Source organism: Streptomyces sp. RGM 3693 (genome assembly GCF_050471125.1).
In the GTDB taxonomy this organism is placed as follows: domain Bacteria; phylum Actinomycetota; class Actinomycetes; order Streptomycetales; family Streptomycetaceae; genus Streptomyces.
In genome coordinates this window covers 2487721-2510409 of sequence record NZ_JBMPPQ010000001.1, presented here as the reverse complement: position 1 = coordinate 2510409, position 22689 = coordinate 2487721, and the positions used below count along the sequence as shown (strand labels likewise).

General features: G+C 69.0%; 19 protein-coding genes. 9 read left to right on the top strand and 10 right to left on the bottom strand.

Features of this window, described 5'->3' with window-relative positions; genetic code table 11:
- The first annotated feature begins 651 nt into the window (after positions 1-651).
- Positions 652-2034: a helix-turn-helix transcriptional regulator gene (locus ACO0M4_RS10725; protein WP_430369624.1), complete on the top strand. Its 1383-nt coding sequence runs from the start codon at positions 652-654 to the stop codon at positions 2032-2034.
- Positions 2035-2229: 195 nt separating this feature from the next.
- Here ACO0M4_RS10725 and ACO0M4_RS10720 read toward each other — a convergent pair whose 3' ends face one another.
- Together ACO0M4_RS10720 and ACO0M4_RS10715 are read right to left on the bottom strand one after the other, a co-directional pair.
- Positions 2230-3741, bottom strand: coding sequence for a serine/threonine-protein kinase (locus ACO0M4_RS10720; protein WP_430369622.1), 1512 nt, complete (start codon positions 3739-3741; stop codon positions 2230-2232).
- A gap of 624 nt (positions 3742-4365) precedes the next feature.
- On the bottom strand, positions 4366-5289 hold the full coding sequence (locus ACO0M4_RS10715) for a C1 family peptidase (protein ID WP_430369620.1): 924 nt from the start codon (positions 5287-5289) through the stop codon (positions 4366-4368).
- 1073 nt (positions 5290-6362) lie between these two features.
- On the opposite strand from ACO0M4_RS10715, the gene ACO0M4_RS10710 reads away from it, so the two are divergent.
- Positions 6363-6566 (top strand): hypothetical protein, encoded by a 204-nt coding sequence (locus tag ACO0M4_RS10710; protein ID WP_430369618.1) that lies wholly within the window; start codon positions 6363-6365, stop codon positions 6564-6566.
- Between the two features lie 375 nt (positions 6567-6941).
- On the opposite strand, the gene ACO0M4_RS10705 is transcribed toward ACO0M4_RS10710, so the two are convergent.
- The gene (locus ACO0M4_RS10705; RefSeq protein ID WP_430369616.1) at positions 6942-8276 is read right to left on the bottom strand and encodes a GH1 family beta-glucosidase; all 1335 of its coding nucleotides are present in this window, start codon (positions 8274-8276) and stop codon (positions 6942-6944) included.
- Positions 8277-8339: 63 nt separating this feature from the next.
- On the opposite strand from ACO0M4_RS10705, the gene ACO0M4_RS10700 reads away from it, so the two are divergent.
- Complete coding sequence (locus tag ACO0M4_RS10700; protein WP_430369615.1) at positions 8340-8990, top strand: TetR/AcrR family transcriptional regulator; 651 nt, start codon at positions 8340-8342, stop codon at positions 8988-8990.
- Here ACO0M4_RS10700 and ACO0M4_RS10695 read toward each other — a convergent pair.
- The 3 genes from ACO0M4_RS10695 to ACO0M4_RS10685 all read right to left on the bottom strand — a co-directional run bounded on the left by ACO0M4_RS10695 (position 8987) and on the right by ACO0M4_RS10685 (position 14504).
- The gene (locus ACO0M4_RS10695) at positions 8987-10276 is read right to left on the bottom strand and encodes an MFS transporter (RefSeq protein WP_430369614.1); all 1290 of its coding nucleotides are present in this window, start codon (positions 10274-10276) and stop codon (positions 8987-8989) included. The two genes, ACO0M4_RS10700 and ACO0M4_RS10695, sit on opposite strands and share 4 nt — an antisense overlap.
- On the bottom strand, positions 10273-12333 hold the full coding sequence (locus ACO0M4_RS10690) for an alpha-galactosidase (protein WP_430369612.1): 2061 nt from the start codon (positions 12331-12333) through the stop codon (positions 10273-10275). The genes ACO0M4_RS10695 and ACO0M4_RS10690 overlap by 4 nt, the downstream gene beginning before the upstream one ends.
- A gap of 104 nt (positions 12334-12437) precedes the next feature.
- Positions 12438-14504 (bottom strand): discoidin domain-containing protein, encoded by a 2067-nt coding sequence (locus tag ACO0M4_RS10685; RefSeq protein ID WP_430369611.1) that lies wholly within the window; start codon positions 14502-14504, stop codon positions 12438-12440.
- Between the two features lie 30 nt (positions 14505-14534).
- Here ACO0M4_RS10685 and ACO0M4_RS10680 point away from each other — a divergent pair, with 30 nt between their 5' ends.
- Positions 14535-14957, top strand: coding sequence for a hypothetical protein (locus ACO0M4_RS10680; RefSeq protein WP_430369609.1), 423 nt, complete (start codon positions 14535-14537; stop codon positions 14955-14957).
- A 148-nt stretch (positions 14958-15105) separates the two neighbouring features.
- On the opposite strand, the gene ACO0M4_RS10675 is transcribed toward ACO0M4_RS10680, so the two are convergent.
- A complete protein-coding gene (locus tag ACO0M4_RS10675) occupies positions 15106-16716 on the bottom strand; it encodes an alpha/beta hydrolase (protein ID WP_430369608.1) in 1611 nt (536 codons plus the stop codon).
- Between the two features lie 56 nt (positions 16717-16772).
- Positions 16773-16985, bottom strand: a complete 213-nt coding sequence (locus tag ACO0M4_RS10670) for a hypothetical protein (protein WP_430369607.1) — start codon at positions 16983-16985, stop codon at positions 16773-16775.
- Between the two features lie 418 nt (positions 16986-17403).
- Here ACO0M4_RS10670 and ACO0M4_RS10665 point away from each other — a divergent pair, with 418 nt between their 5' ends.
- The gene (locus tag ACO0M4_RS10665) at positions 17404-17553 is read left to right on the top strand and encodes a hypothetical protein (protein WP_430369606.1); all 150 of its coding nucleotides are present in this window, start codon (positions 17404-17406) and stop codon (positions 17551-17553) included.
- 626 nt (positions 17554-18179) lie between these two features.
- Here ACO0M4_RS10665 and ACO0M4_RS10660 read toward each other — a convergent pair.
- Complete coding sequence (locus ACO0M4_RS10660; RefSeq protein ID WP_430369605.1) at positions 18180-18851, bottom strand: recombinase family protein; 672 nt, start codon at positions 18849-18851, stop codon at positions 18180-18182.
- Between the two features lie 63 nt (positions 18852-18914).
- Positions 18915-19337 carry a secondary thiamine-phosphate synthase enzyme YjbQ gene (locus tag ACO0M4_RS10655; protein WP_430369603.1) on the bottom strand — a complete coding sequence of 141 codons (423 nt, stop codon included), beginning with the start codon at positions 19335-19337 and terminating at the stop codon, positions 18915-18917.
- Positions 19338-19528: 191 nt separating this feature from the next.
- Between ACO0M4_RS10655 and ACO0M4_RS10650 the strand changes: the two genes are divergently transcribed.
- The 4 genes from ACO0M4_RS10650 (at position 19529) to ACO0M4_RS10635 (ending at position 22688) form a co-directional block, all read left to right on the top strand.
- Positions 19529-19621 carry a putative leader peptide gene (locus tag ACO0M4_RS10650; RefSeq protein WP_317623392.1) on the top strand — a complete coding sequence of 31 codons (93 nt, stop codon included), beginning with the start codon at positions 19529-19531 and terminating at the stop codon, positions 19619-19621.
- A gap of 155 nt (positions 19622-19776) precedes the next feature.
- Positions 19777-20649 (top strand): ABC transporter permease, encoded by an 873-nt coding sequence (locus ACO0M4_RS10645; RefSeq protein ID WP_430369601.1) that lies wholly within the window; start codon positions 19777-19779, stop codon positions 20647-20649.
- Positions 20622-21539, top strand: coding sequence for an ABC transporter ATP-binding protein (locus ACO0M4_RS10640; RefSeq protein WP_430369600.1), 918 nt, complete (start codon positions 20622-20624; stop codon positions 21537-21539). Before ACO0M4_RS10645 ends, ACO0M4_RS10640 begins: the two co-directional genes overlap by 28 nt.
- Before the next feature lie 72 nt (positions 21540-21611).
- Positions 21612-22688: an ABC transporter substrate-binding protein gene (locus ACO0M4_RS10635; protein WP_430369599.1), complete on the top strand. Its 1077-nt coding sequence runs from the start codon at positions 21612-21614 to the stop codon at positions 22686-22688.
- The last annotated feature ends 1 nt before the right edge of the window (position 22689 follow it).

Below are 22689 nucleotides of genomic sequence, written 5' to 3'. Positions count from 1 at the left end.
ATCAACTGGATACTCATCGAGGGTGCGTTGGGGTGAAAGTGTAGCACAGCACACGCCACCCCAGAAAGGAATCGGAAGAGATATACCCGGCAGCATTCAAGACAACTGACGCAATCCCTAATACCGTTCTGATCCTGATAGGCGACGATCTCGCCGCCCTTGAATATATCGCCGGTTACTCCCCTTAGCGTGTGAGCCGGGAAGCCGTCGGCCCGGCCGATGAAGTGCCCCAGATACGGCGGCCGTCGGAAGGTTGACCGGCCACCCGATGAGCCCCCGCGCCGGCCGTCACGCTCCGTCCCGCCTACACCCGTACACCAGCCGGCCGCAGCAAGTCTCCGTGTGCGCGCTGTGTCTGGTCACGCCAGGACGGCGTCAGCACCGGACAAGGCATCACCGGCCTGGAGCGGACCGCACTGGTGGGCGGGCACCCGGCGGACCTGCTGCTTCACCGACGCCGGGGAGAACGCTCCGTGCACCCTGAACGCCTCATGGCTCCGCCGCGTACGAGCGAGCCGCCCACCTCACCGCCGATACACAGCAACGCGCCCGCCGGCTGCTCAACGCCGCGCAAAAGGCGAGCGAGGCCGGCCAGGACGAACGGTGCCGCGACCTCACCGAACGGGTGCCGCTGCCACTCCAGACCCGGGCATGGCAGCGGACTTCGCCCGCGTTCGCTCCGTGGTCGAACTGGGCTACGGCAGCCCCGGTCAAGCCGCCCGCATCCTGGCCGACTGCGCGGACGCGGTCGCAACCGAACGCCCGGACAAGATCGCCCCGTTGCTGACCGACGCGATCCACGCGGCTTTCGCCGCCGGCGACCCAGCCCTCATAGCCGAGATCAGCGTCCGTACGCCCCTCCTTCCCGTGCTGGCCGTACCCGCCCACCTGCTTGCCGGCAACCTCCCCGGCGCACGTCGGACACTGGACGATCTGGTGCGGGCCGGTCGGCTCGCCGACAGTGGACTCATGGACCGGTTGATGACCGGGATCTACTGCCATCTGGTCGCCGACCACGCGGCCGCACACGAACTGGCCGTCGCCGCGGTCACCCACTGCCGCGAGCAGGGCATCGGCGGATGGCTGCCCACCATGCTGCATCTGCGCGCCCAAGTGGAACTGGCGCTCGGCCGACACGACGACGCGCACGCACACGCAACCGAAGCACTGACGCTGGCCGACGGCTACGACCTGGACCACCGAGCCGCCCACCTGCGCGCCCTGTTGGCGCTCCTCGTCGCCGTTCGAGGGGAGGAGGCGTCGGCTCGGGAACTGGCCGACCAGGCACTGGACTACACCCGTCCCCGCAACGTCGGACGGGCCACGGCGGAGGCGCTGAGGGCGCTGGGGCTCCTCGACCTCGGCCTCGGGCGAGCCCAGGCCGCGCTGGAACACTTGACCGCGGCCCGGCAGGCGGCGGGTCACCCCCTCCTGGCGCGCCCCCTGTTGCCAGACCTGATCGAGGCCGCCGTTCGCGCCGGCCACCCGGAGCGCGCGCAGGAGCCCGCGCAACAGCTCACGACATGGGCGGCCGACCTCCAGCAGACCCACTTCGCGGCGCAAGCCCGCCGCTGTGCGGCCCTGACCAGCCCGGACACACAGGCCGAGCAGCATTATCTGGCCGCCTTGAACCTGCACCACGACGGCAGCGACTTCGACCGGGCCCGCACCGAACTGCTCTACGGCGAGTGGCTACGCCGCTCGCGACGCAAGCTCGACGCCCGCGACCACCTGCGCACCGCGATGGAACTCTTCGACGAACTGGGCACATCGCCATGGGCCCACCGGGCACGCACAGAACTGCGGGCAACCGGCGAGACCCACGACCCGGCCGAGGCCCCCGACTCACCCATGAGCCGCCTGAGCGCGCAGGAACGCGAAGTCGTCCGGCTCGCAGCCACCGGGGCCACCAACCGCGAAATCGCGACGCAACTGTTCCTGAGCCCACGCACCGTCGGACACCACCTGTACCGCGCATTTCCCAAGCTGGGCATCAGCTCACGATCAGAACTCGCCAACCTGCTCGCTTCCTGACATCACGCCCACGTTGCCGGACCGCGTTCGACTCGGCATCGACGAGGACCTTGAGGCGAGATCCGCGTCCCGCGCGCCTCCGCGCCACCAAGTCCGCCATGCCACCGACCAGTCACGGCAGCCAAAGCGGCAAGGGGTCCGGTTGCGATGGCTGCTGCTGATCATGCGGTAGCCGCTCGGCGCGGGGAGCACAGCCTATGCGTGGACGCGGATTCCCTTGACCGCGGTGTCGAAGACCGGTCGGTACTGGTTCCACTGCACGTTCGGTGCGGAGAGGTAGACCACGTACTGCGTGCCGTCGGTGCCGCTGAAGGCCAACTCCACGGCCCGGTACTCCCGCCGCTGGCCCCGGAAGGTGAACTCCCAGTACGCCGCCGGCCGTCCCCGGAACGTCGTGGCCGCCATCCTGACCCGTTCGTAGCCCGGGTTGTCGCGACGGGTCTGGGCCTCTTCGGTCTCACGCCAGTGCTGGAGCGGATCGGACCCCGCGAACTCGACGACATCGACCCTCAGGCCGACCAACCTGGACGGGTCGATGTAGGCGACCTCACCACCAGGCACATTCTTGGGGGTCCAGCCGTCCCGTACCGGTACGGAGAAGCCCTGGCCGGCCTCCTTGAGGTGGTATCCGGCGGGAAGCGGTGGCGGCGGGGAAGAGCTGAGGGCCGTAGGGCGGCTGGAGCCGTCGGCCCCGGACGAGTGGGCGCTCGCCGCATCGGCATCGCCCTTGGGCCACAGCAGCACGCCGCTTGTCACGGTGGCGGCGGCCACCATGGCGGCGACAATCCACAGTGCCGTGCGGCGACCGCGCTTGCGCCTTGACGCAGAGGCTACGGGGTCGCCCCGATGTTCTGACCGCGTGGACGGAGCGAGGGGGGCGGTCCCCGTTCTGGCGGCACGGCTCAGGAGACATTCCGCCTCGTGGGCGTCCATACGCCGGTCGGGGTCCTTCACCAGCAGACCCTCGATCACCCGGGTCAGGTCCCCGGCGTCGCGTGGCGGTTCGTACGCGTCGGTGGCGATGGCGTACGCCGTCTCGATCGCGGTGTCCCGGCTGAACGGGGGCTGTCCTTCGACCGCCTGGTAGAGCGTCGCTCCGAGGGACCACAGGTCGCAGGCGGGGCCGGGCTCGGCGATCCCGCTCCGGAGGCGTTCCGGGGCGAGGTACTGGATCGACCCGACCAACTCGCCGGTCTTGGTCAGCGACGGCGATCCGGACTCCACCGCGATCCCGAAGTCGGTGAGGACGATGCGTCCGTCGTTCCCAAGGAGAACGTTGGCGGGCTTGACGTCCCGGTGCAGCACTCCGACGTCGTGCGCGGCGCGCAGCGCGGCTGCCATGACGTGGCCGATGCCAGCCGCCTCGCCCGGAGGGAGCGTGCCCTGCCGCTTCAGGACATCGCCCAGGGTGACCGAGGGGACGTACTCCATGACGATGCACGGCAGGCCCTCGTCGTCGACGACGTCGTGCACCACGATCACGTTGGGGTGGGTGATCCGGGCGGCGCTGCGGGCCTCGCGGCGGGTGCGCTCGTAGAGCCGCTGGATCTCGTCGTCTTGCAGGTGCGGGGGGACGTGCAGCTTCTTGACGGCGACGTGCCGGCCGAGCAGTTCGTCCTCGGCCCGCCATACGGTGCCCATGCCGCCGCGGCCCACGCGCTCTGCCAGCCGGTATCGGTTGGCTATGAGCCGTCCCAGATCGGACACCGTGAGACCTACTTTTCCCCGCACGACTGAACAGATTGCGGAAGCACCATAGCGTGTGCGGATTGGATGGCCATGGCAGCCGGTTTCCCGGATTTCCGCACGTCATTCCAGGATGTCGGGCAGGCCCTCCGCGCGCAGAGGCCAACTTCCCTACGCCGTTGGACCGCTGGCGGGCGACGTATCGACCTGACGAGTTCGCGCACGGTAAGGAGTGAGATGTCGAACTTCTGCTTGTTGATCATGATTGGGCGGTGGGGAACGCGACTCGTCCAGGGATTGCTGTGGGCAGAGGCCGCTCCGCACCTCACGAGGACGGTCGAGTGATGTTCTGCAGCCGAGGGCGACGAAGGCAACGGGTGCACGGAGGAGGAGCCGCCTCGGCCGACCGCCGGGCCGTGAGACATCACAGGCCCGCACGGTTTCTCCGTGCGGGCCCTACTGTGCTGCCCACTATCGATCACGGGCGTACACGATGCGATACGGCGTGGTGAGGGAAGAACGGTAGGAGACTCGCAGACAGCGCCGGTCCCATAGCCGGCGTGCGGTCGTCAACCGGCTGTGCGTACGTGATGTGGCGAGAGGGATCGGCCATGTACACACAGGCATCGGCGCGAACTTCCGGTACTACTGGGCGAGTTTGCCGATGGCGTTGGCCTCCTGGACCTGGCTGGAGAGGAAGGCCCAGGACAGGTTGATGTAGCCGCCGTCGCCCCAGTTGCCGCCCCAGGAGTTCTCGACGCGGACGCCCTGGTCGTTGTAGCCGACGATGGTGATCTCGTGGCCGCCGAGGACCGGGTCCTCGGCACCGCCGGGCTGGTACGAGTAGTCGGCCGCCTGCTGCTGGTTGACGTCCTGGAAGCTCTGGTGGACCGGAAGGGAGATGGCGACCGGTTCGCCGTCGGCGAGGGCCTGCTTCACGTCGGCCTGGATCTGGTTGCCGGTGTGCAGCTGGGTGTGGCCCGACAGCTTCCAGTGCGCGGCGTTCTGGCGCTCGGCGTCAGTCGGCTGGGTGGTGAAGTCGAAGTCGCCCTGGGTGTAGTCCGCCTTCGAGTCGACGCCCTGCGACTCGGCGATGCTGAACGTCGCGTCCGGGGTGCTGCCGTGGTCGTTGCCCTTGACTATCTGGGCGTAGGTGTACATGGGTGCCTGTGGGCCGGTGGTGATGCCCTGCTGCTTCTCCTGGATGCTGTAGCCGGAGTAGTCGATGGCCCAGGACACGCAGGAGCCGACCTGGCCCTGGTTGCCTGGGGCGATCGCGTACTGGCTCAGGTCCACGCTGTCCGGCACGTTCTTGGGCGCGCCGTCCTCGTGCGGGGAGAGGGCCGCGAGACGGGAGACGAGCGAGGTGTGCGTGGCGAATGTGCTCACCTTGCCGCCGGACGGCAGCTGGGCGCCGAGTGCGAAGTGGTGGTGTGCGGCGGTGGGGGTGTCAGGAGCACCCGAAGCCAAGGCGAAGCCGCCGGACACGGCGGCGATGGCGCCGCCAGCAGCCACGGCGATGACGGTGCGGGTTGTCTTGTTCGTCTTCTTTTTGTGCGAGGGGTTCATGTGGGGGGTCTCCTCAGGAGAGCGGAGGTTCTGTGACCCGGTGCGGGTCACGGGCCGTCGGCAGGGTCGGCCGGCGGAGCTTGGATGGGCGGGGAGGCGGGTGCACCTGGGTTCCGGTGGTGCCGGGCTCGGGAGTACGGAGTCACGGAGGCCGGCGCTCGTACGGATTCGTTGCGAGGCGGGTCCGGCCGTGGTGGTTGAGGCGGACCCGTTGGGCCTGCTGACCTACGGCACGGAGGTGCTACAAATCGCCTGAAAATCAAGGGAGTTAGGTAAATGAACCGGTCGGTGGCGCAGCGCGACCACCGAGTGGTGGGGCCGAGGGGTGTCTGGCTATCGCGCGGGGCGGCAGGACCTTGGGGCTGCACCAGGGGCGCCCGTGGTCAGGGGCCGGGGTGCGGAGGCGAGTGCGCCGGAGCAGCACGGTCGAGATCCAGGCGAGGTCCGCAACGGAGTCTCCTTGCATAGGGCAGCAGCCCGTGCCTGCCGGCCGCCGGGAACGGCCATGGTGCTCGGGCGGCTCCCATGGGTGGGGGGGTAAGGAGCCTGAAGCGCCGGGCTGCCAATTCCGGAGGTTCCATCGGTGAATTCCGGTGGAACTTCTGTTCGGCGGGCCGACTGGGGTGGGAAGTTATGCGGCTCCAGTACCGCGCGTCAATCTCACCGAAAGCCTTTGAGTAGCGCACAGTTGGGGCACAGAAGACGCGGATGTCCCGAAGATCTCAAGTGCGTTGATGTGAGGTGGTGAGGGTAGAGATGGCGCGCTCTTGTCGGCAGTGGCGACAGCGGTGTCCGTGGGGTGGCGCTGGCCGTGGTTTCGCTTGTGCGACCAGGGGAGATGTGATTGGAGGGAAAACCAGTTGGGCAGAGTGACGCCGCCCTCGGGAGGGACGAGGTCGAATGGCGGGACCGGCCCGGCGCACGGCGCAACCGGCTCCGGCCACGCCTCCTTCCTTTTCTTTCTCTTTCCCCTCTCATGGGATTGGGCGGGCGCACGGAGGGCGCCGACGCGGCCAGTTTCCACCAAAGCCGGCTCAGAGCACCTGAGTTACGCCTATGACGCACATACCGGGATGCACCGACCGCAGAACGCGGGCGCCTTCAACGTGGACGCAATCGCGGCCGACCCGACCGCGCACGGCTACGACGGCTGGCACACCCTCGAACAGGAGACGGTCCACTCCGCGGAACCACCCTCGACGATCCCGGCCGCCCGGTCGAGGACGTACACACCGAGCGGCGAGCGCGTGCGCGCGACACCGCACCGGACCACGTGAACCACGATCCGCAAGAAGGGAGGGTTCCTCCAAGGCTCTTGCGGATCAAAGCACGGTCAAGCCAAGGGACTTGCGGATCGACAGCTCCGAAGCCGCGTGCGGTACGGGCCTGCCGATCTCCACAATCACCCGGCGAATGCCCCCTACGCCTTCCCTCGCCGCCTCCAGTTCCTGGGTCGCGACGGCGTCGAAGTCACAGCACGACGGGGTCCCCGCCGAACCAGGCGCGGCTCTGCGGCCGTCGGCATGGGATTGGACCACCGACGACCGGGAGCCGATCCGAACCGATGCGGACGGCTACCTGAAGGTTGTCTTCCGGCGCGTGGAGGACAGCCACCACACCGCCACAGCCCGGGTCACCCCGGCGAGTACTGCTCAACCGCGCTGCGCGCGGATGAGGTTGCGGTACCAGGCGAAGGACGCCTTCGGGGTGCGCACCTGGGTGTCGTGGTCGACGTGGACGAGTCCGAAGCGCTGGTGGAAACCCTCGGCCCATTCGAAGTTGTCCATCAGGGTCCAGGTGAAGTAGCCGCGCACGTCCACGCCCTGGGCCACGGCGGCGTCGACGGCCCGGAGGTGGGTGTCGAGGTAGTCGATGCGGTCGAGGTCCTGGACGGTGCCGTCCGCGGCGACGACATCCTCGACCGAGCAGCCGTTCTCCGTGATGTAGACCGGCGGGAGTGCCGGGTAGCGCTCCTTGAGGCCGACGAGCAGTTCCCGTAGACCGTCGGGGACGACGGGCCAGTCGAAGGCGGTGCGGCGGTAGCCCTCGATGGGCGCTTCTTCGAACGGCAGCCCCTCGGACGCCGGCGCCTGGATCCGGGTCGGGTTGTAGTAGTTGATGCCGAGCGCGTCCAGGGGGGCCGAGATCAGTTCGAGATCGCCCTCCCGGACGGAGCCGCCGAGAGTGGCGTCCGCGCCGAAGGCCGACAGGTCGGGGTAGGTGCCCGTGAGGATCGGATCGTTGAACAGGCGGTTGTGCAGGCTGTCATAGGCCCGCGCGGCGGCGCGGTCGGCGAGGGAGTCTGAGGCGGGCCAGACCGGGGTGCAGTTGTTGGCGATCATCACCTGGAGGCCGCGTGCCCGCAGCTCCCTCAGCGCCAGGCCATGACCGAGCAGCTGATGGTGGGCGACCGGCAGGCAGTCCAGGAACAGGGTGCGGCCCGGCGCATGGCTGCCGAGGCCGTAGCCCCACACCATGTGGATGAACGGCTCGTTGAGCGTGATCCACTTCTGGACGCGGTCTCCCAGCCTGTCGGCCATGACGGCGGCGTACTCGGCGAAGCGGTGCGCGGTGTCGCGGTTCAGCCAGCCGCCGTCGTCCTCGAGGCCCTGCGGGAGGTCCCAGTGGAACAGGGTCAGGACGGGTTCGATGCCGTGTGCCAGCAGGCCGTCGACCAGCCGGTCGTAGAAGTCCAGGCCCCGGAGGTTGACCTCGCCCTTGCCGGTCGGCCGGATTCGGGGCCAGGCGATGGAGAAGCGGTAGCCGGTGAGGCCCGCCTCGGCCATCAGCGCGAGGTCCTCCTCGTACCGGTGGTAGTGGTCGCAGGCCACGTCACCGGTGTGCCCGTCCCGGACCGTACCGGGGCGGGCGGTGAAGGTGTCCCAGACCGACGGTCCGCGACCGTCCTCCTTGGTGGCGCCCTCGACCTGATACGACGCCGTCGACGCGCCCCAGACGAAGTCCGCGGGCAGATGGTCCAGTGTCACGTACAACCCCCCTGAAACATGAGTAGGGCTCACGTTAATCGCTCCGATGGGATGATGGAAGGCGTGACTCAAGACCGCACTGCAGGGACGCCGCGCCGGCTGCCGGTCCAGAAGCGCAGCGTCGTACGCTTCGAACGGCTGCTGGATGCCTGCGCCGAACTCCTGGACGAGGTCGGCTATGCCGCGCTGACCACCAAGGAGGTGGCACGCCGAGCCGAGGTGCCCATCGGCACCCTTTACCAGTTCTTCTCCGACAGGGAGGGACTGATCGGCGCGCTCGCCGCCCGCAATCTGGAGTCCTTTCTGGAGCGGGTCGCGGACCGGCTGGAGCGCGAGGCGCCCGACGGTATCTCGGGCGTCGTGGAGGTGACCGTCGACGAGTTCGTCGCCATGCGCCGGACGATCACCGGATTCGGCGTGGTCGACTTCGGTGCGGTGGGACAGGACCACATCCTGCAGCCGCCACTGGACAACAACACCGCGGTCGCCGGACGGCTGCGCGCGCTGACCGCCTCCCTGACCGGCGTCCCGGACAACGCCGAACTCGAGATCGCCGTGCGGGTGGCCCTGGAGTGCGCGGACGGCGTGCTGCAACTGGCCTTCCGTACCGATCCGCAGGGCGATCCCCAGCTCATCACCGAGTGCAAAAACGTCCTCAACAGCTATCTGAACGACCGCATCCGGCTCCTGGCGACCGGTCAGCGGGAGCGCTAGCGGACGGTCTTGACCCTCCAGACCAGTACCGCACCGAGCGCGGACAGGGCCGCGGAGCAGAGGAACAGCGAGTGGTAGCCCCCCGGACCGCCGAGCACGACCGAGGCGATCGGGGGAACCAGGACATACGGCAGGGAAGTCATCAGGTTGGCCAGGGCCATGTCCTTGCCGCGATCCGCCGAGGCCGGGAGCACCTCGGTGACCAGGGCGGTGTCGACAGCCAGGTACACGCCGTAGCCCAGGCCCAGGATGACGGCCGCGACCAACGTCATGGTCCAGGTGGGCGACAGGGCGAGCGGGACCGCGGCGACGGCCATCGTGACGCCGCCGAGGAAGACCAGCATGCGCCGCTTGCCCAGCTTGTCGGAGAGCCAGCCGCTGAGGACGACGGTCGAGATCGTAGCCAGGCAGTTGACGCCGATCACGATGAGCAGGCCGTCCTCGGTCGACCGGCCGGGGAACAACTGCTCGTAGTGCAGGACGTCGTCCAGGAAGTACGGCAGGTAGAGCGTGCCCGTCCCGTAGCCGAGGCCCATGACGAAACGGGAACTCATCGCCCAGAGGAAGTCGGGGTGCGCGCGCGGGCTGATCCGGTAGCCGTCCAGGAAGGCACGCGGCGAGAACGGCTCGCGGTGCCGGCGGGGAAGCGGCGGATCCTTCAAGATGGTCGCGAACAGCAGGATCAGCAGCGGAAATGCGGCCATCAGCATGTACTGCGCGGGGAAGCCCGTGACCAGCCCGAGCAGCAGCCCGCCCGCGATCAAGCCGCCGGCCTGCGGGACCATGGCCCAGCCCAGCACCACACCGCGCTGTGCGACCGGGACCTGGTCGGGCACCACCGGGGAGAGTCCGGCGCCGATGATCATGAACGAGGCGGACAGCACGAGGGAGCCGAGCGCGACCCCGGCGACCGTCGTCTGGATGCCGACGAAGACCAGCGTCGCCATGCAGACCAGCGAGCCCACGACCAGCCACGGCCGGCGGCGGCCGAACCGGCTGGTGGTGCGGTCGCTGAGCGCGCCGGCCAGCGGTGCGATGACGATTCCCGAGATCGCGCCCATCATGCTGACCCAGGCGTAACTGCCGACCTTTCCCACCGGGTCGATCCGGGCGATCTGCTCGGGCATCAGGAACGTGGTCGGCACCTGCATCGGGAGGAACACCCCGACGTTGGCCAGGACGTACAGGGCGACCCAGCCCGGGCCGACCTTGCGGACAGGCTCGGCGAGGGCCTTGGGCAGCTCGGGCGGCTCAGGGCGCTCGCGGCGCTCGGGGGCGAGGCTCATCGGGGCACTCTCCTGAGGTGGACCAGCTCGCTCGTCCAGTCGAAGGACAGCAGCGGCGGGAGCCCGTGGCTGAGCAGGACGGCGCCCTCGTGGACGGCACCGGTGCCCTCGTCCCGGTAGCGGGCATCGGGGTCGAGGCCCTTCAGCCGGACGCGGGCGGCCGAGCGGGTCAGCGCGGACGGCTGGAACTGGAAGACGACAACCTCGTCCTCGGTGAGGTACTGCACGGCGTCGCGCTCCAGGCGGTACTGGACACCGCCGTGCACCACGGGTCGGATCCGCTTGTACTGCCCGACCAGCATCCGGGCCCAGGCCAGATCCTCCTCGCTCCAGTTCCGCAGGTTGCCGCCGATGCCCATCGCCCCCGCCATCGACACATGGAAGCGGTAACGGATCGAGGTCGGGCGGGCGGTGAGGCTGTGCGGGCTGTCGGTGACCCAGGCGCCCATGGTCCGGGCGGGCAGCAGCTGGCCGTGGCCGTGCTGGATCGCGACCCGGTCGGCGGCGTCGGTGTTGTCCGACGTCCAGATCTGGTCGGCGCGGGCCAGCACGCCCAGGTCGGCCCGGCCGCCACCGCCCGCGCACGACTCCAGGTACAGGCCGGGACGGGCGGCGCGCAGCCGGTCCATCACCTCGTAGACCCCGCGCGTGTGCTCGATCCAGACCCGGTCGGAGTCGGCGGCCCCAGGCCGCCCTGCCTCGCTGAAGGGCCGGTTCATGTCCCATTTGAGGAAGACCACGTCCAGCTCGGTGACGGTCCTGACCAGCCATTCGACCGCCCATTCGCGGACTTCGCGGCGGGCGAAGTCCAGCACGTGCTGGTTGCGACGCTGCGTGCGGGTACGGCCGTCCTGGCAGAGGATCCAGTCAGGGTGCGCACGGAAGAGGTCGCTGTCGGGGTTGACCGCCTCGGGCTCGACCCACAGGCCGAAGCCCATGCCCAGCGCGCGGACGTGGTCGGCGAGCGGGCCCAGACCGTTCGGGAAGCGGTCGGGGTTGGGCCACCAGTCGCCCAGCCCGGCCATGTCGCTGGTGCGGGTGCCGAACCAGGCGTCGTCCACGACGAAGACCTCGACGCCGAGCCCCGCGGCCAGGTCGGCCAGTTCCGTCTGCTGCCTCTCGCTGATGTCGAACTCGGTCGCCTCCCACGAGTTGAAGATCAAAGGGCGTTCGGCCGGCCGGGCGGGCAGCACCTCACGTTCGACGTAGGCGTGCCAGCGTCGGCTGGTGCCGCCGAAGCCGTCGGGGGCGTACAGCCCGGTGAAGACGGGGGTCTCCAGACGTTCGCCGGCGCCCAGCTTCCAGACCAGCCCCTCGTGTCCGAACCCGCCGGTCCACGAGGCGCGGCCGTAGGGGTCGCGGCGCAGGGTGATCCGGCGGCTGCCGCTCCAGGCCAGGGCCGCGCTCCATACCTCGCCGTGCTCCTCGGCGGCGTCCTGCGCGTCGAGCATCAGCCAGGGTCCGGCGTGCTGTCCCGTGATGCCGAGGCGGCTGGTGAACACGGTCTCCCCGACGGGCACCCGGTCACGCTGGAGCTGGAACTCCCGGCCCCATTCCCCCACCACATGACTGACCCGGTAGTCGTCGCGGGCCGGCAGCGTCCAGGCGGCGGAGTCGAAGCGCAGGACCTCCACCGGCTCGTCCGCGGTGAGGACGGCCCACCGCTCGATCTGGTCATGGCCTTCCCGGATCCGGTAGTTCAGGTCGAGTACGAGGGAGCGGACACGGTCGGTGAAGGAGAGCGTGAGCCGGCCGTCGTCGACCGTGTACGAGACGAACCGCCACTCGAAGCCGCGGACACCGTCGCCGAACCGGACGGTCAGCGACGGTGCCCCGAAGCGCAGGCCGCCCTCGACCACGTACTCCTCGCCCCCGGGGTCGTCGGCGCCGGGGTCCTCTCCGGGCAGGTCGGCCGCGATGACGGCGGCCTGCTCCAGGGTCAGCGGCCGGCCCCAGTGCACGTGCCGGGGAACGTCGTCGGCGTCCAGCCGGAAGGCGTAGGAGGTGCCGGGAGTGCTCAGAAGCCAGAGGCGGGCTTCGGAGTCGTGAGTGATCACTCGAATCCTCGAATGTGAGTTGGGCGCACGTCTTACTCATCCATGTCGTACTCATCCACCGGGGCCGGCCGGATCAGGTGAGCCGATCCGGCCGGCCCCGTGCCTCAGTCGGCGTAGACGCCGACCTCACGGAGTGAGTAGCCCCACTGGGTGCCGCGCTCCAGCCCCTTGACGCGTACGTAGCGCGCCTGGGTTCCGGCGAAACGTGCCGTGTCCAGGCCGCCGTCACCGGAGGCTGTGGACCACACCGTCCTCCAGTTCGTGCCGTCTTCCGACAGCTCGACGCGGTACGACTTCGCGTACGCCTGCTCCCAGTCGAGGGTGACTCGCCCGACCGGCTTCGCGGATCCGAGGTCGATCCGCAGCCACTGGTCGTCCTTCCACTCGCTGGCCCAGCGGGTGCCCGTGTCGCCGTCCACCGCCTTGCCGGGCTTGAAGCTGACGAACGGGTTCCACCACTCCGACGAGGACGCCGTGGCGGCCGCGCCCGCGGCGAGGTTCGTCCCGGCCTTGTACTTCTCGGTGTTCGCCCAGGTCCGCAGATAGGACTCGGCTCCCGCGAAGAGGTCGTCGACGACGCCCTGGCCGCCGACGTTCCGGATGTCCTCGATCCAGTCCGGGACCATGCCGTAGTGCGCGCCGCCGTCGGTGTTGAAGTCCCAGGTGCGTTGGCCGGTGGTCTGCTTGTCGATCACCGAGCCGCCGTCCACACTGCGGAAGGGGTACTTCACCGGGTTCGGGGCATCCGCGCCCCGCGGGGCCGGCCAGCCTCCGACACCGTTCATGTCGGTGCCGTAGCCGTAGCCGACCTTGTACTTCCTGCGCAGCGCTTCCGTGCGCCTGGCCTCCGCGCTGAACCCCTCGGAGCCGCCCATGTACTGGGCGGCGAACCCGCCGAGCTTGTAGAGGCGTTCGGTCCAGCCCAGGTCCATCCAGCTGTGCGAGGAGATGACGCCCGGGTACGACTCGGATTCGAGGATGTCGAGCGCCTGTCCCACGGCCTTGACGCTCATGTGGTCGACCTCGAGCATCATGTTGCGCTTCATCATGCCGCGCACCGCGTACGCGCCCAGGTCGGTCAACCCGCGGGTGTTGCACTGCGCGCCCGAGGCGTACGAGGGGACGGCGACGCCCTTGGGGAGCCGCTTCTCGGCCGCCGGTGCCGCCGCGTTGCCGATGGGGTTGTCGTGCTGGGGGCCGCGGCAGTTCTCCGTCTTCCAGAACGTGCCGGTCGACAGGAACTGGCCCACGTTGATGGCCGTACCAAGCGCGCCGGAGTCGTAGCGCACCCCGCACAGGGCATTGTCGAACTTGTGGCACAGGAACATGCTGCTGACGCCCAGCTTCTTCAGCTCGTCCAGGCCCCGGTCGATGTCCGCCCTGCTGCACTGCGCGATGTCCAGGATCTGCTTGCAGCCGAACGGCTCCGAGGTCTCGACGCCCATGACGACGGCCAGCTTGCCCTGCTCGATGACCTTTCGGGCCTGCGTGCTGTCCGTGACGATCCGAAACCAGCCCTTGCCCGGGCCGCCGTACATCTTGTCGATGAAGGCCTGCATGTCGTACGTCTTCTTCGCTTCGAGACGGATGGCGGTCATCTCGTCGCAGCCGCGGTCCTTGAAGAAGTAGACCGAGCAGATCACGCCGTTGGTGACCAGGTCGTTGACCAGCACCCGCTGGCCGCCGCGCCATGCCCGCTCGATCCAGGCGTAGTAGTTCTGCTGGTGGGTCAGCGAGTCGTGGGCGGGCCAGTCCTTGAACGTCGGCCACCCGACAGGGTCGTGCTTGCCGTCGCCCCCCTTGGTGATCATGTCGAAGATGGCGAGCGAGCCGTCGGGGTAGTGCTCGGGGCAGTCCTTGAGCGCGTCGGTGACGCCCTGTTCCGAGAACGGCTTGCCGCAGATCAGCCGGCCGCCGAAGCCCTCGTTGGACATGATGTGGTCGTGGGCGTCGACGAAACCCCTGACGCGGCCCTTGGCGTCGGTTCCCTTGAAGGGCTCGCCCGTGACGTTGATCTGCGAGTCGGGTGCGGGTCTCGCGGAGGGATCCCACCAGTTGGACTCCGCCGCGGAGCTGGGCACCGGACCGAGCACCAGGGCCGTCACGGTGAGAAGCAGCGACACCACTGCGAACGATCTGAGTCTGCGGCGCAAAGGTTGAACGATGGCCATCGCGTAGGTCCTTAAATGTGAGCCGGACTCATGTTCCGCTCTACGTTAGGGACGCGAGCCCGCAACGCCAACCCCCTGACGGCGTTCACGTTCGGCAGTTCACGCGGCCTTGGTCAGGGTGGAACGATCCTTTATGGTCAGCACGGCCTGTCGGGCCACACCATCCACACCTCTCCGTCCCACCTGTACGACGGCGGCCCGCACACTCCCCTGATCATGCGCCGCCGCGACCACGTCCCTGCCGGCGAAGTGAGCGACCTGCTGGTCAGCCGGTACGGCCTCGGGCCGACCCGCGTGGATCACCTCGACAAGGATCCCGGGCAGCGGAACGACGTTGCCGACCACCCCGCGTACAGCGATGTCGTGGCCGAACTCGACGCATCGGCCGCCCATGCCACGGGACGGGCATGCGCGGCCAGCGCCAGGGCTCGCGAGCGCGAACGGCGTCGATGAGCCCTCGCTCGTGCAGCACTGGCGGGTTGATACCCCGCGGGCCACGCCGAGACCGTTCCATCGCGTGATCAGCGTCTCGTGGTCACGCGATGGAACACGCTCGACTAGACCGACGAAGCCTCTGAGGCTGCGGAAGCGCTGTGTCCCGTTACCTGATGCCGTGTATGGCTTGGGGGTCGGTGGCCGAGAGGCCGGGCTCGGCCTTGATGGTGGCGGGGGACGGGGTCACGTAGACCGGGGTGGGGTCGGGTTCGGGGGCGCAGGTCTTGGCGATGAGGCCCTTGCCGGTTGGGAGATGGCCGTCTCGCAGGTAGGCGGTGAAGGTGTCGTCCAGGCAGGCGTTGCCGTGGAAGAGGATCTCGTGGAAGCTGCCGCCGTTCTGGACGACCAGCTTGGACCCGGGCAGCGCCTTGTGCATGGCGATCGCGCCCGGGTAGGGGGTGGCGGCGTCCTCGGTGGCCTGGAAGAGCAGGACGGGCGGCAGGCCCTTGCCGGTGATCCTCAGTCGGCCGGCCTGGTTGCCCTGGTAGGGCCAGAACATGCAAGCGGCGTTGTACCACATGTTGTTGTAGGTGTAGAAGGGTGCGACGGCGTTGACCTTGGCCTGGTCCTTCTTCCAGAACTGCCAGTCGCGCGGCCAGTTGTTCTCGGTGCACTGGACCGCGTTGTACGCCGGAAACGTGCCGTCGTCGGCGCCCGGCGCCGCGTAGCGGTTGTAGGCGGTCTGCAGCGGGCGGGCGTCGTTCTTGGTGAGGTAGGCCGACAGCGCTGTCGCCATCTGCGGCCAGCGAAGGAAGTTGTAGCCGCCGCCGTAGAAGGTGTCTTCGAACTCGGCGGGGCCAATCTTGCCGGGGGCCGGGGCGGCATCCACGGGGTTGGTCCGCAGCGCGGCCTCGACCTGGTAGTACTTCCGCTCCACGGTGGCGGCGTCGGTGCCCAGGTGGTAGACCGGGTCGGCCTTGGCGGTCCATGCCGCGAAGGCGTCGAATCGGCGCTGGTGCTCCTTGTCCTGCAGGATGTTGTGGTCGTACCAGGTGATGGTGGGGCCGACGATGCTGTCCAGCACCATCCGGCGCACGTGTGAGGGGAAGAGCTGGCCGTAGGTGGAGCCCAGCGAGGTGCCCCACGAGCCACCGTAGAAGTTGATCTTCTGGGCGCCGAGCGCCCGCCGGATGCTGTCCATGTCGCGCGCGTTGTCGGCGGTGGTCATGTGCGGCAGGAACCAGCTCCAGTTCGCGGCGCAGTCGGCGGCGTACTTGGCCGACTTCTCAAGCCACACCTGCGAAGTGCCCTTGCTGACCTGGTAGTCCGGCCGCTCGGCGTCGAAGTAGTGCGCGTCGCAGGTGACATGCGGGTTGCTGGCGTTGGTGCCGCGCGGGTCGAAGCCGATCCAGTCGTAGGTCGAGGCGACATCCTGGGGGATCTTTCCCGAGATGTAGGCGGGCATCCACAGGCCGGAGTCGCCGGGACCGCCGGGGTTCAACAGGATCGGACCCTGCTGCTTGTTCTTGGGCGCGGTGGCCGGGAGCCGGTTCACCTTGATCTTGATCTTGGTGCCGTTCGGGTGCGTGTAGTCCAGCGGCACGTCGAGCATGGCGCACTGGAGCGCGGGAGTGGTCGCATCGCGGCAGGAGCTCCAGATGAGTTCCCCCTGACCGGTGTCTTCCGATGCGGACACAGAGGCGGAGGCAGGGGTGATACCCGCGAGGACTCCGCCGATGGCGGCGACGGCCCATATCAGGGCTCTGGCTCTTCTCACGGAAGCAGCATGTGACATGTGCAATATCACATACCAGGATACGGAGTGCGCGTTACTCAACTGTGACCGTGATGCAGGGGCCGGTTCCGCCCCAGGAGCGCGGTGTCGATGGCGTCGTCATGCGCACTCGCGGCCGTGACGCGGACCGCGATCAGCAGGCCGACCGCGCCGGTGGCGATCCCGCGCCTGCGGCCCAGGCTTCTCCTTGCCACGTCCAGCCCGGTCGTCGCTGCCGGGGCCTTGACCGCCGGATCAGCCCCAACGCCCATCCGGCAGATCGTTCGGGTACAGCCTGCGCTTCCCGCTCGACGGCGACGCTGTCGAGCATTCGGGGAGGTCAGCGCCGGCATGGCGGGGGAGCCGCCGATGCCCAGCGGGATCAGGAGCAGAGCAGTCAGCCGGGTGCCCCGGCGTCGACGGCGAGCGGCTCTGCTCGGCTCGCCGCAGCACAGCGCGTAGATCAGCAGCCCTACGACAACCACCGTCCGGGGCCGAAGCGGGAAACCGCCCGCGGCGAGAGGTGGTTGACGTTGGCTCCGCCCTCGATCACAGCCATGGCCAGTACGGCCAGCGCTGGTACCGCCGTCAGTTGCCCCGGCAGGTCGCTCCCAGCACAGTGGCGCGGGGAGCGCTGCCCGCAGCAGGATCGGGAAAGCGGCAAGCCTGGCAGGCGGGTTGAGGCAGAACATGGCGCGCCAGCTTCAGTCCGTGGTGGGCAGCCCGTCCGAAAGCGCCGACCCGGACATACCGGAGCCGGCCCAACTCGTCCGTGAACTCGTCCTCAAGAGACCGGAGTTCGCCTGGCCGTGGGAGGGGTTCGCGGTCTGGGGTGCCTAGGGAGCCGGGATGGCGTCGAGGTGCACCTGCGCGAGGCCGCCCCTGGAGCCTCGCTCGGATTGAGCCTTACTGTGGACCCAGCTTCTGCGGGGGTGGTCATGACGCGGCATCACACCATCCCTGTCTCGTTGTGGTCCCCGCGCCCTGCGGGGTTGGTCCCGCCAGGCCGCGCTTAGCGAGGTTGACGTCGCAGCAGGTGGGCGCGGATCAGAGGCGCGGGTCGGCAATCCTCAGCGCTCAGCCAGCCCTTGTTCCGCGCTGTGCACGCATATCGCGGCGGTGCACCGGCGGAGGTCTGCGTGAACAGCCTGTGGTGGCACTGCCGCACAGCGCCACCTCCGTCAGCAGGTAGCTGCGGTTCGATCGACGGCCCTTCCACGGCGTCGGCCGGGGGGTGAGAACCCTCTTCAGCGCCTGGTGTGTCGTCCGGTCCCACAGGCCCTCGCAGAGACGTACCGGGTTTCCTTCCTGGTCGATGACGGGCTTGCCGTTGTGCATCGGGTAGCCCAGCGCCGCCTCTGAGAGAAGGATGTTCTTCAGGCTCGTCGGGTGCCATGGCCGGCCGCGTGCGGGCTTCCCGTACATCACGGCCAAGTGATCGGCAGGAGCCAACTCGCCTGCGCGGTTCAGTCGAGCCGCCTCGCTGCTGGGTGTGTTGCGCTCGGGGTCGGCCAGGATCCGCGGGCGACGAGCCGGATCACCGTCGAGGCGTGCGAGTGCAGTTCGACATGGTCGATCTTGCCACCCATCACACGCCGGATGAATGGGAATCCGTATGAGGGCTTGCCTTTGGGGCGTCCGGCTGCCCGGGTCTTGATCGTGGCGTTGCGGTTCCGGCGTCGGATGGCTCGCAGTTCCCTCTGCGCGCCCCACCCCTCCATGGTGAAGCGGTTCTCGTCCACCTGATCGTCGAGGTCCCACGGGCCCTCGTGGTCGTAGGTGACGAGCAGCTTCCCCTCGTCACGCATCTTGTAGCCGGTGTTCAGGCAGTCGACGACATTGCGACCGAGGCGGCCCACGGCCGCGGCCACCAGGCCGTCATACGGGCCCTTCTCGTCACGCAGCCACGGGCCTAGCCTGGGCCGGGTCATCGGGTCCGTGGCTCCCGACACCTCCCAGTCGTCGGCCCAGCCGATGATGTGGCCGTCGACAGATGCGGCTGCTGTCAGAACGTCCTCCCGCTGACGCTCCGGGGACGACGTGGCCAGCTTCATGCGGGACAGCCGCCGCACGCCGAGCAGGCACTTTCCGCATCCGTCATAGGGGCTTTCGATCATGTTCAGGTCCGTACCGCGCAAGACTTCTCCGTTTCGAGCACGCAGGGTACGGAGATTTCGCGGCCACACCCAGGACGATCTTGGTCAGCCCAGGAAGCTCAGTCGAACCTGACGGTTGGGATTATCAATATTGGTGTCGACCAGGCAGACCGACTGCCAGGTGCCGAGGGCGAGTTCGCCCGCGATGACCGGCAGGGTGGCGTGCGGGGGTACGAGGGCGGGGAGGACGTGGTCGCGGCCGTGGCCGGGGGTGCCGTGGCGGTGGCGCCAGCGGTCGTCCGCCGGGAGGAGATCGTGCAGTGCGGCCAGGAGGTCGTCGTCGCTGCCGGCCCCCGTTTCCAGGAGTGCCACGCCCGTCGTTGCGTGGGGGGTGAAGACGTTGAGCAGACCGTCGCGGCCTTGTGCCGTGTCCCGTAGGAAGGCCAGGCACTCCCGGGTGAGGTCGTGGACCGTCTCCGTCGAGCCGGTTCGTACGTCGATTTCTCGTGTCGTGAAGGTTGCAGCCATGTGGTGATCTTCCCAAAGGGGAGTTGGTGTACGGCGGATGCGCGGGGTGGCGGCGCCGCGTCGGGCGGGGCGCATCGGCTCGGGCCCCACTTCCCCGGTCCGCAGCGGCCGGTCAATGCTGTGGCAACAAAGGTCCAGCAGCCGAGACGGGGGTTTGACCCCTCTCCGCGGGCGGCGCTACGTTCGACGGCATGTCTACGTCAGCCCTGCTCACCACGCGCGGTCACATCGACCTGCTGCGGGTGGCGTCTGCCGCGTGTTGTCGTCGCGGCCGCTGTTGCTGACGTTCTTTCCGTTCGCGTTCTGCGGTTTTCGCTGAGTTTTCCTTCCTGTGTGTGCCGGGCGCCTTGGGTGCCGGTTGTGTGATGCGTGCGTGCTGACGCGGCGTCGCGACACGGCGTGGTGTGCCCGCCCGGTGCCTGTGTGTCTGGGGTTGTTGATGAGCGGTGAGCAGGCTGCCGTGGGCGGGCGGGTTCCGGTCGGGGTGTCGGTGGCGCCGGGCGGGGCCGTTGAGCTGTCCCGGGTGGTGCCGGTGTCGGGCCGGCGGTGGGTGGTGCCGCGGTGGGTGCGGCGGGCCATCGGGCCGGTCGGACTGGCCGTGGTGTGGCAGGTGTTGAGCGCCAGCGCGGCGCTGCCGGCGGACATGCTGGCGTCCCCGATGGACATCGCCCGTACGGGCGGCGGCATGGTCGCGGACGGCACGCTGCCGTCGGCGATGGGCGTCTCGCTGCAACGGGTCGTCGTAGGGCTGCTGTTGGGCGGGATCGTCGGGATCGGACTGGCACTGGTCTCGGGGCTCTCGCGGCTGGGTGAGGATCTGGTCGACGCGACCGTGCAGATGTTGCGGTCGATTCCCTGGGTGGGGGTGATCCCGCTCTTCATCATCTGGTTGGGGATCGGCGAAGCCCCGAAGATCGCACTGATCGCGGTCGGGGTCGCGTTCCACCTGTATCTGAATGTGTACGCGGGAATCCGGGGCGTGGATGCGCAGTTGGTGGAGGCCGGTACCGCGCTCGGGCTGGGCCGGTGGGGGTTGATCCGGCACGTGGTACTGCCTGGGGCGCTGCCTGGCGCCATGACCGGGCTGCGGTACTCGCTGGCGACTGCCTGGCTGGCACTGGTCTTCGGCGAACAGGTCAATGCCGATGACGGACTGGGCTTCCTGATGAACCAGGCACGGGAGTTCTTCCGCACCGATGTGATCGTCGTGTGTCTGGTGGTCTACGCGGTTCTCGGGCTGCTCGCCGATTTCCTCGTCCGTACCCTCGAAAGGCTGTTGCTGCAATGGCGACCGACGTTCACGGGGCAGTGAGCCCCGAACCGGACATCTCCGACGGAGCGCATGCGTCATCGCCGTCTCCCCCAACCCCCGGCGCGTCACCCCCGTCCCCTCAGTCCTCCGGTGCGTCGTCCGGGAGTGGCGGGGTCGTGGTGCAGGTCGCCGGGTTGGTGCGGGAATTCGATCGGCGGCGGGTCATCGACGGGCTGCAACTGGACATTCAGGCCGGCGAGTTCGTGGCGTTGCTCGGGCGCAGTGGGTGCGGGAAGTCAACGCTGCTACGGGTGCTGGCGGGGCTCGATCGGGAGATCGACGGCGAGGTGCTGGTCCCGCGGCGTAGGGCGGTGGCGTTCCAGGCGCCGCGGTTGATGCCGTGGAAACGAGTCTGGCGCAACGTGCTGCTGGGGCTGCCCGGCCGTCCCGAACGAGCCGTGGCGGAACGGGCGTTGGCGGAGGTCGGGCTCGACCATCGCGCGGATGCCTGGCCCAAGACGCTCTCCGGGGGCGAGGCGCAGCGCGCGTCGCTGGCGCGGGCGCTGGTGCGCGACCCTGATCTGCTGCTGCTCGACGAGCCGTTCGGCGCGCTGGACGCACTGACCCGGATCAAGGCACAGCGGCTGGTGGCCGAGCTGTGGCAGGAGCGGGGGTGCGCGGTGCTGCTGGTCACCCATGACGTGGAGGAGGCGTTGTTGTTGGCCGATCGCGTGCTGGTGATGGAGGACGGCCGGATCGCGTCCGAGACGGCGGTGGAGCTGCCCCGGCCGCGGGACGTCACGGATCCGCGGTGTGCCGCACTGCGGGCCCAGTTGCTCGGCCGGCTGGGGGTCACCGACCCGGACGGCGGGGCGGAGGGAGCACAGGAGAGGCAGGAGGCGGTGGTGGGAGGTGTGGTGGACGGGGTGCGGGAGTCGGTGGCCGCCTGAGGCTGGCGGCTGCTTCTCCCCTCCCGCTTCCTCTCCCACCAAGCGCAGAACGGCAGAACGGACGGACATCTCATGAGACCTGCATTCACCGGCGGCCCGGCGGCGGGGCGCCGTCGACTCGCCCTTGCCCTGGCCGCGTTGCCCCTCGTCCTGGTGCTGGCCTCCTGTGGGGGCGCCTCGCGCGCCGACGGTGCCGGGGGCGGCATCGGCGGGCACACCGATGGCAAGGGGGCGCTGACCCTCAACGTCGGGGACCAGAAGGGCGGTTCGGAGGCCATGCTGCGGGCCGCGGGCGAGTTGGACGATCTGCCGTACCGGATCAAGTGGTCCACGTTCACCTCGGGGCCGCCACTGCTGGAGGCGGTCAACGCGGGGGCGGTGGACGTCGGGTCGGTCGGCAACACACCGCCGGTCTTCGCGGGTGCCGCGCACTCGAAGATCAAGGTGATCGCGGGGTCCCACAGCCGGTCGGACGGCGAGGCGATCCTGGTGAAGAAGGGGTCGCCACTGAGGTCTCCGGCGGAGCTGAAGGGGAAGTCGATCGCGGTGGCGCAGGGCAGTTCGGCCAACTACCAGCTGGTCGCGTCGTTGAAGGCGGCGGGGCTGTCCCCGAAGGACGTCACGCTCAACTACCTCCAGCCGGCGGATGCGCTGGCCGCGTTCACCCGGGGGAAGGTCGATGCCTGGGCGGTGTGGGACCCGTACACCTCGCAGGCGCTCGACCAGGCCGATGCCCGGGTGCTGACGACCGGTCAGGGTCTGGTGAACGGGTTGAGTTTCCAGGTCGCCGCGCCCGCCGCGCTGGACGACAAGGCGAAGTCGGCGGCGCTGAAGGACTACACGACGCGACTGCGGCGGGCCCAGGACTGGGTGTTCAAGCATCCACAGGTCTGGGCGAAGGCGTGGGCGAAGGCGACCGGGTTGCCGGAGAAGGTGGCGTTGAACGCGGTCAAGCGGACCAGGGGGACGGCGGTGCCGGTCGCCGTGGACCAGGGCGCCGTCAGCTCCGAGCAGCGGATCGTGGATGCCTTCGCGGCGTTGAAGCTGATTCCGCGCTCCTTCGACTTCGGGGAGTTGGTCGATCCCCGCTTCAACGGCGGTCTGCCGCCTTCGAGTACGGCGCCGCGCACCTATGGAAAGGCTCAGTGAC

Excerpts from the sequence above, each read along its gene's own strand:
- ACO0M4_RS10725 (WP_430369624.1), top strand. The coding sequence starts at position 652 with ATGGCAGCGGACTTCGCCCGCGTTCGCTCCGTGGTCGAACTGGGCTAC.
- ACO0M4_RS10715 (WP_430369620.1), bottom strand. The coding sequence starts at position 5,289 with ATGAACCCCTCGCACAAAAAGAAGACGAACAAGACAACCCGCACCGTC.
- ACO0M4_RS10710 (WP_430369618.1), top strand. The coding sequence starts at position 6,363 with ATGCACCGACCGCAGAACGCGGGCGCCTTCAACGTGGACGCAATCGCG.
- ACO0M4_RS10695 (WP_430369614.1), bottom strand. The coding sequence starts at position 10,276 with ATGAGCCTCGCCCCCGAGCGCCGCGAGCGCCCTGAGCCGCCCGAGCTG.
- ACO0M4_RS10685 (WP_430369611.1), bottom strand. The coding sequence starts at position 14,504 with ATGGCCATCGTTCAACCTTTGCGCCGCAGACTCAGATCGTTCGCAGTG.
- ACO0M4_RS10680 (WP_430369609.1), top strand. The coding sequence starts at position 14,535 with ATGTTCCGCTCTACGTTAGGGACGCGAGCCCGCAACGCCAACCCCCTG.
- ACO0M4_RS10670 (WP_430369607.1), bottom strand. The coding sequence starts at position 16,985 with ATGGGCGTTGGGGCTGATCCGGCGGTCAAGGCCCCGGCAGCGACGACC.
- ACO0M4_RS10665 (WP_430369606.1), top strand. The coding sequence starts at position 17,404 with ATGGCGCGCCAGCTTCAGTCCGTGGTGGGCAGCCCGTCCGAAAGCGCC.
- ACO0M4_RS10655 (WP_430369603.1), bottom strand. The coding sequence starts at position 19,337 with ATGGCTGCAACCTTCACGACACGAGAAATCGACGTACGAACCGGCTCG.
- ACO0M4_RS10650 (WP_317623392.1), top strand. The coding sequence starts at position 19,529 with ATGTCTACGTCAGCCCTGCTCACCACGCGCGGTCACATCGACCTGCTG.
- ACO0M4_RS10645 (WP_430369601.1), top strand. The coding sequence starts at position 19,777 with ATGAGCGGTGAGCAGGCTGCCGTGGGCGGGCGGGTTCCGGTCGGGGTG.
- ACO0M4_RS10640 (WP_430369600.1), top strand. The coding sequence starts at position 20,622 with ATGGCGACCGACGTTCACGGGGCAGTGAGCCCCGAACCGGACATCTCC.
- ACO0M4_RS10635 (WP_430369599.1), top strand. The coding sequence starts at position 21,612 with ATGAGACCTGCATTCACCGGCGGCCCGGCGGCGGGGCGCCGTCGACTC.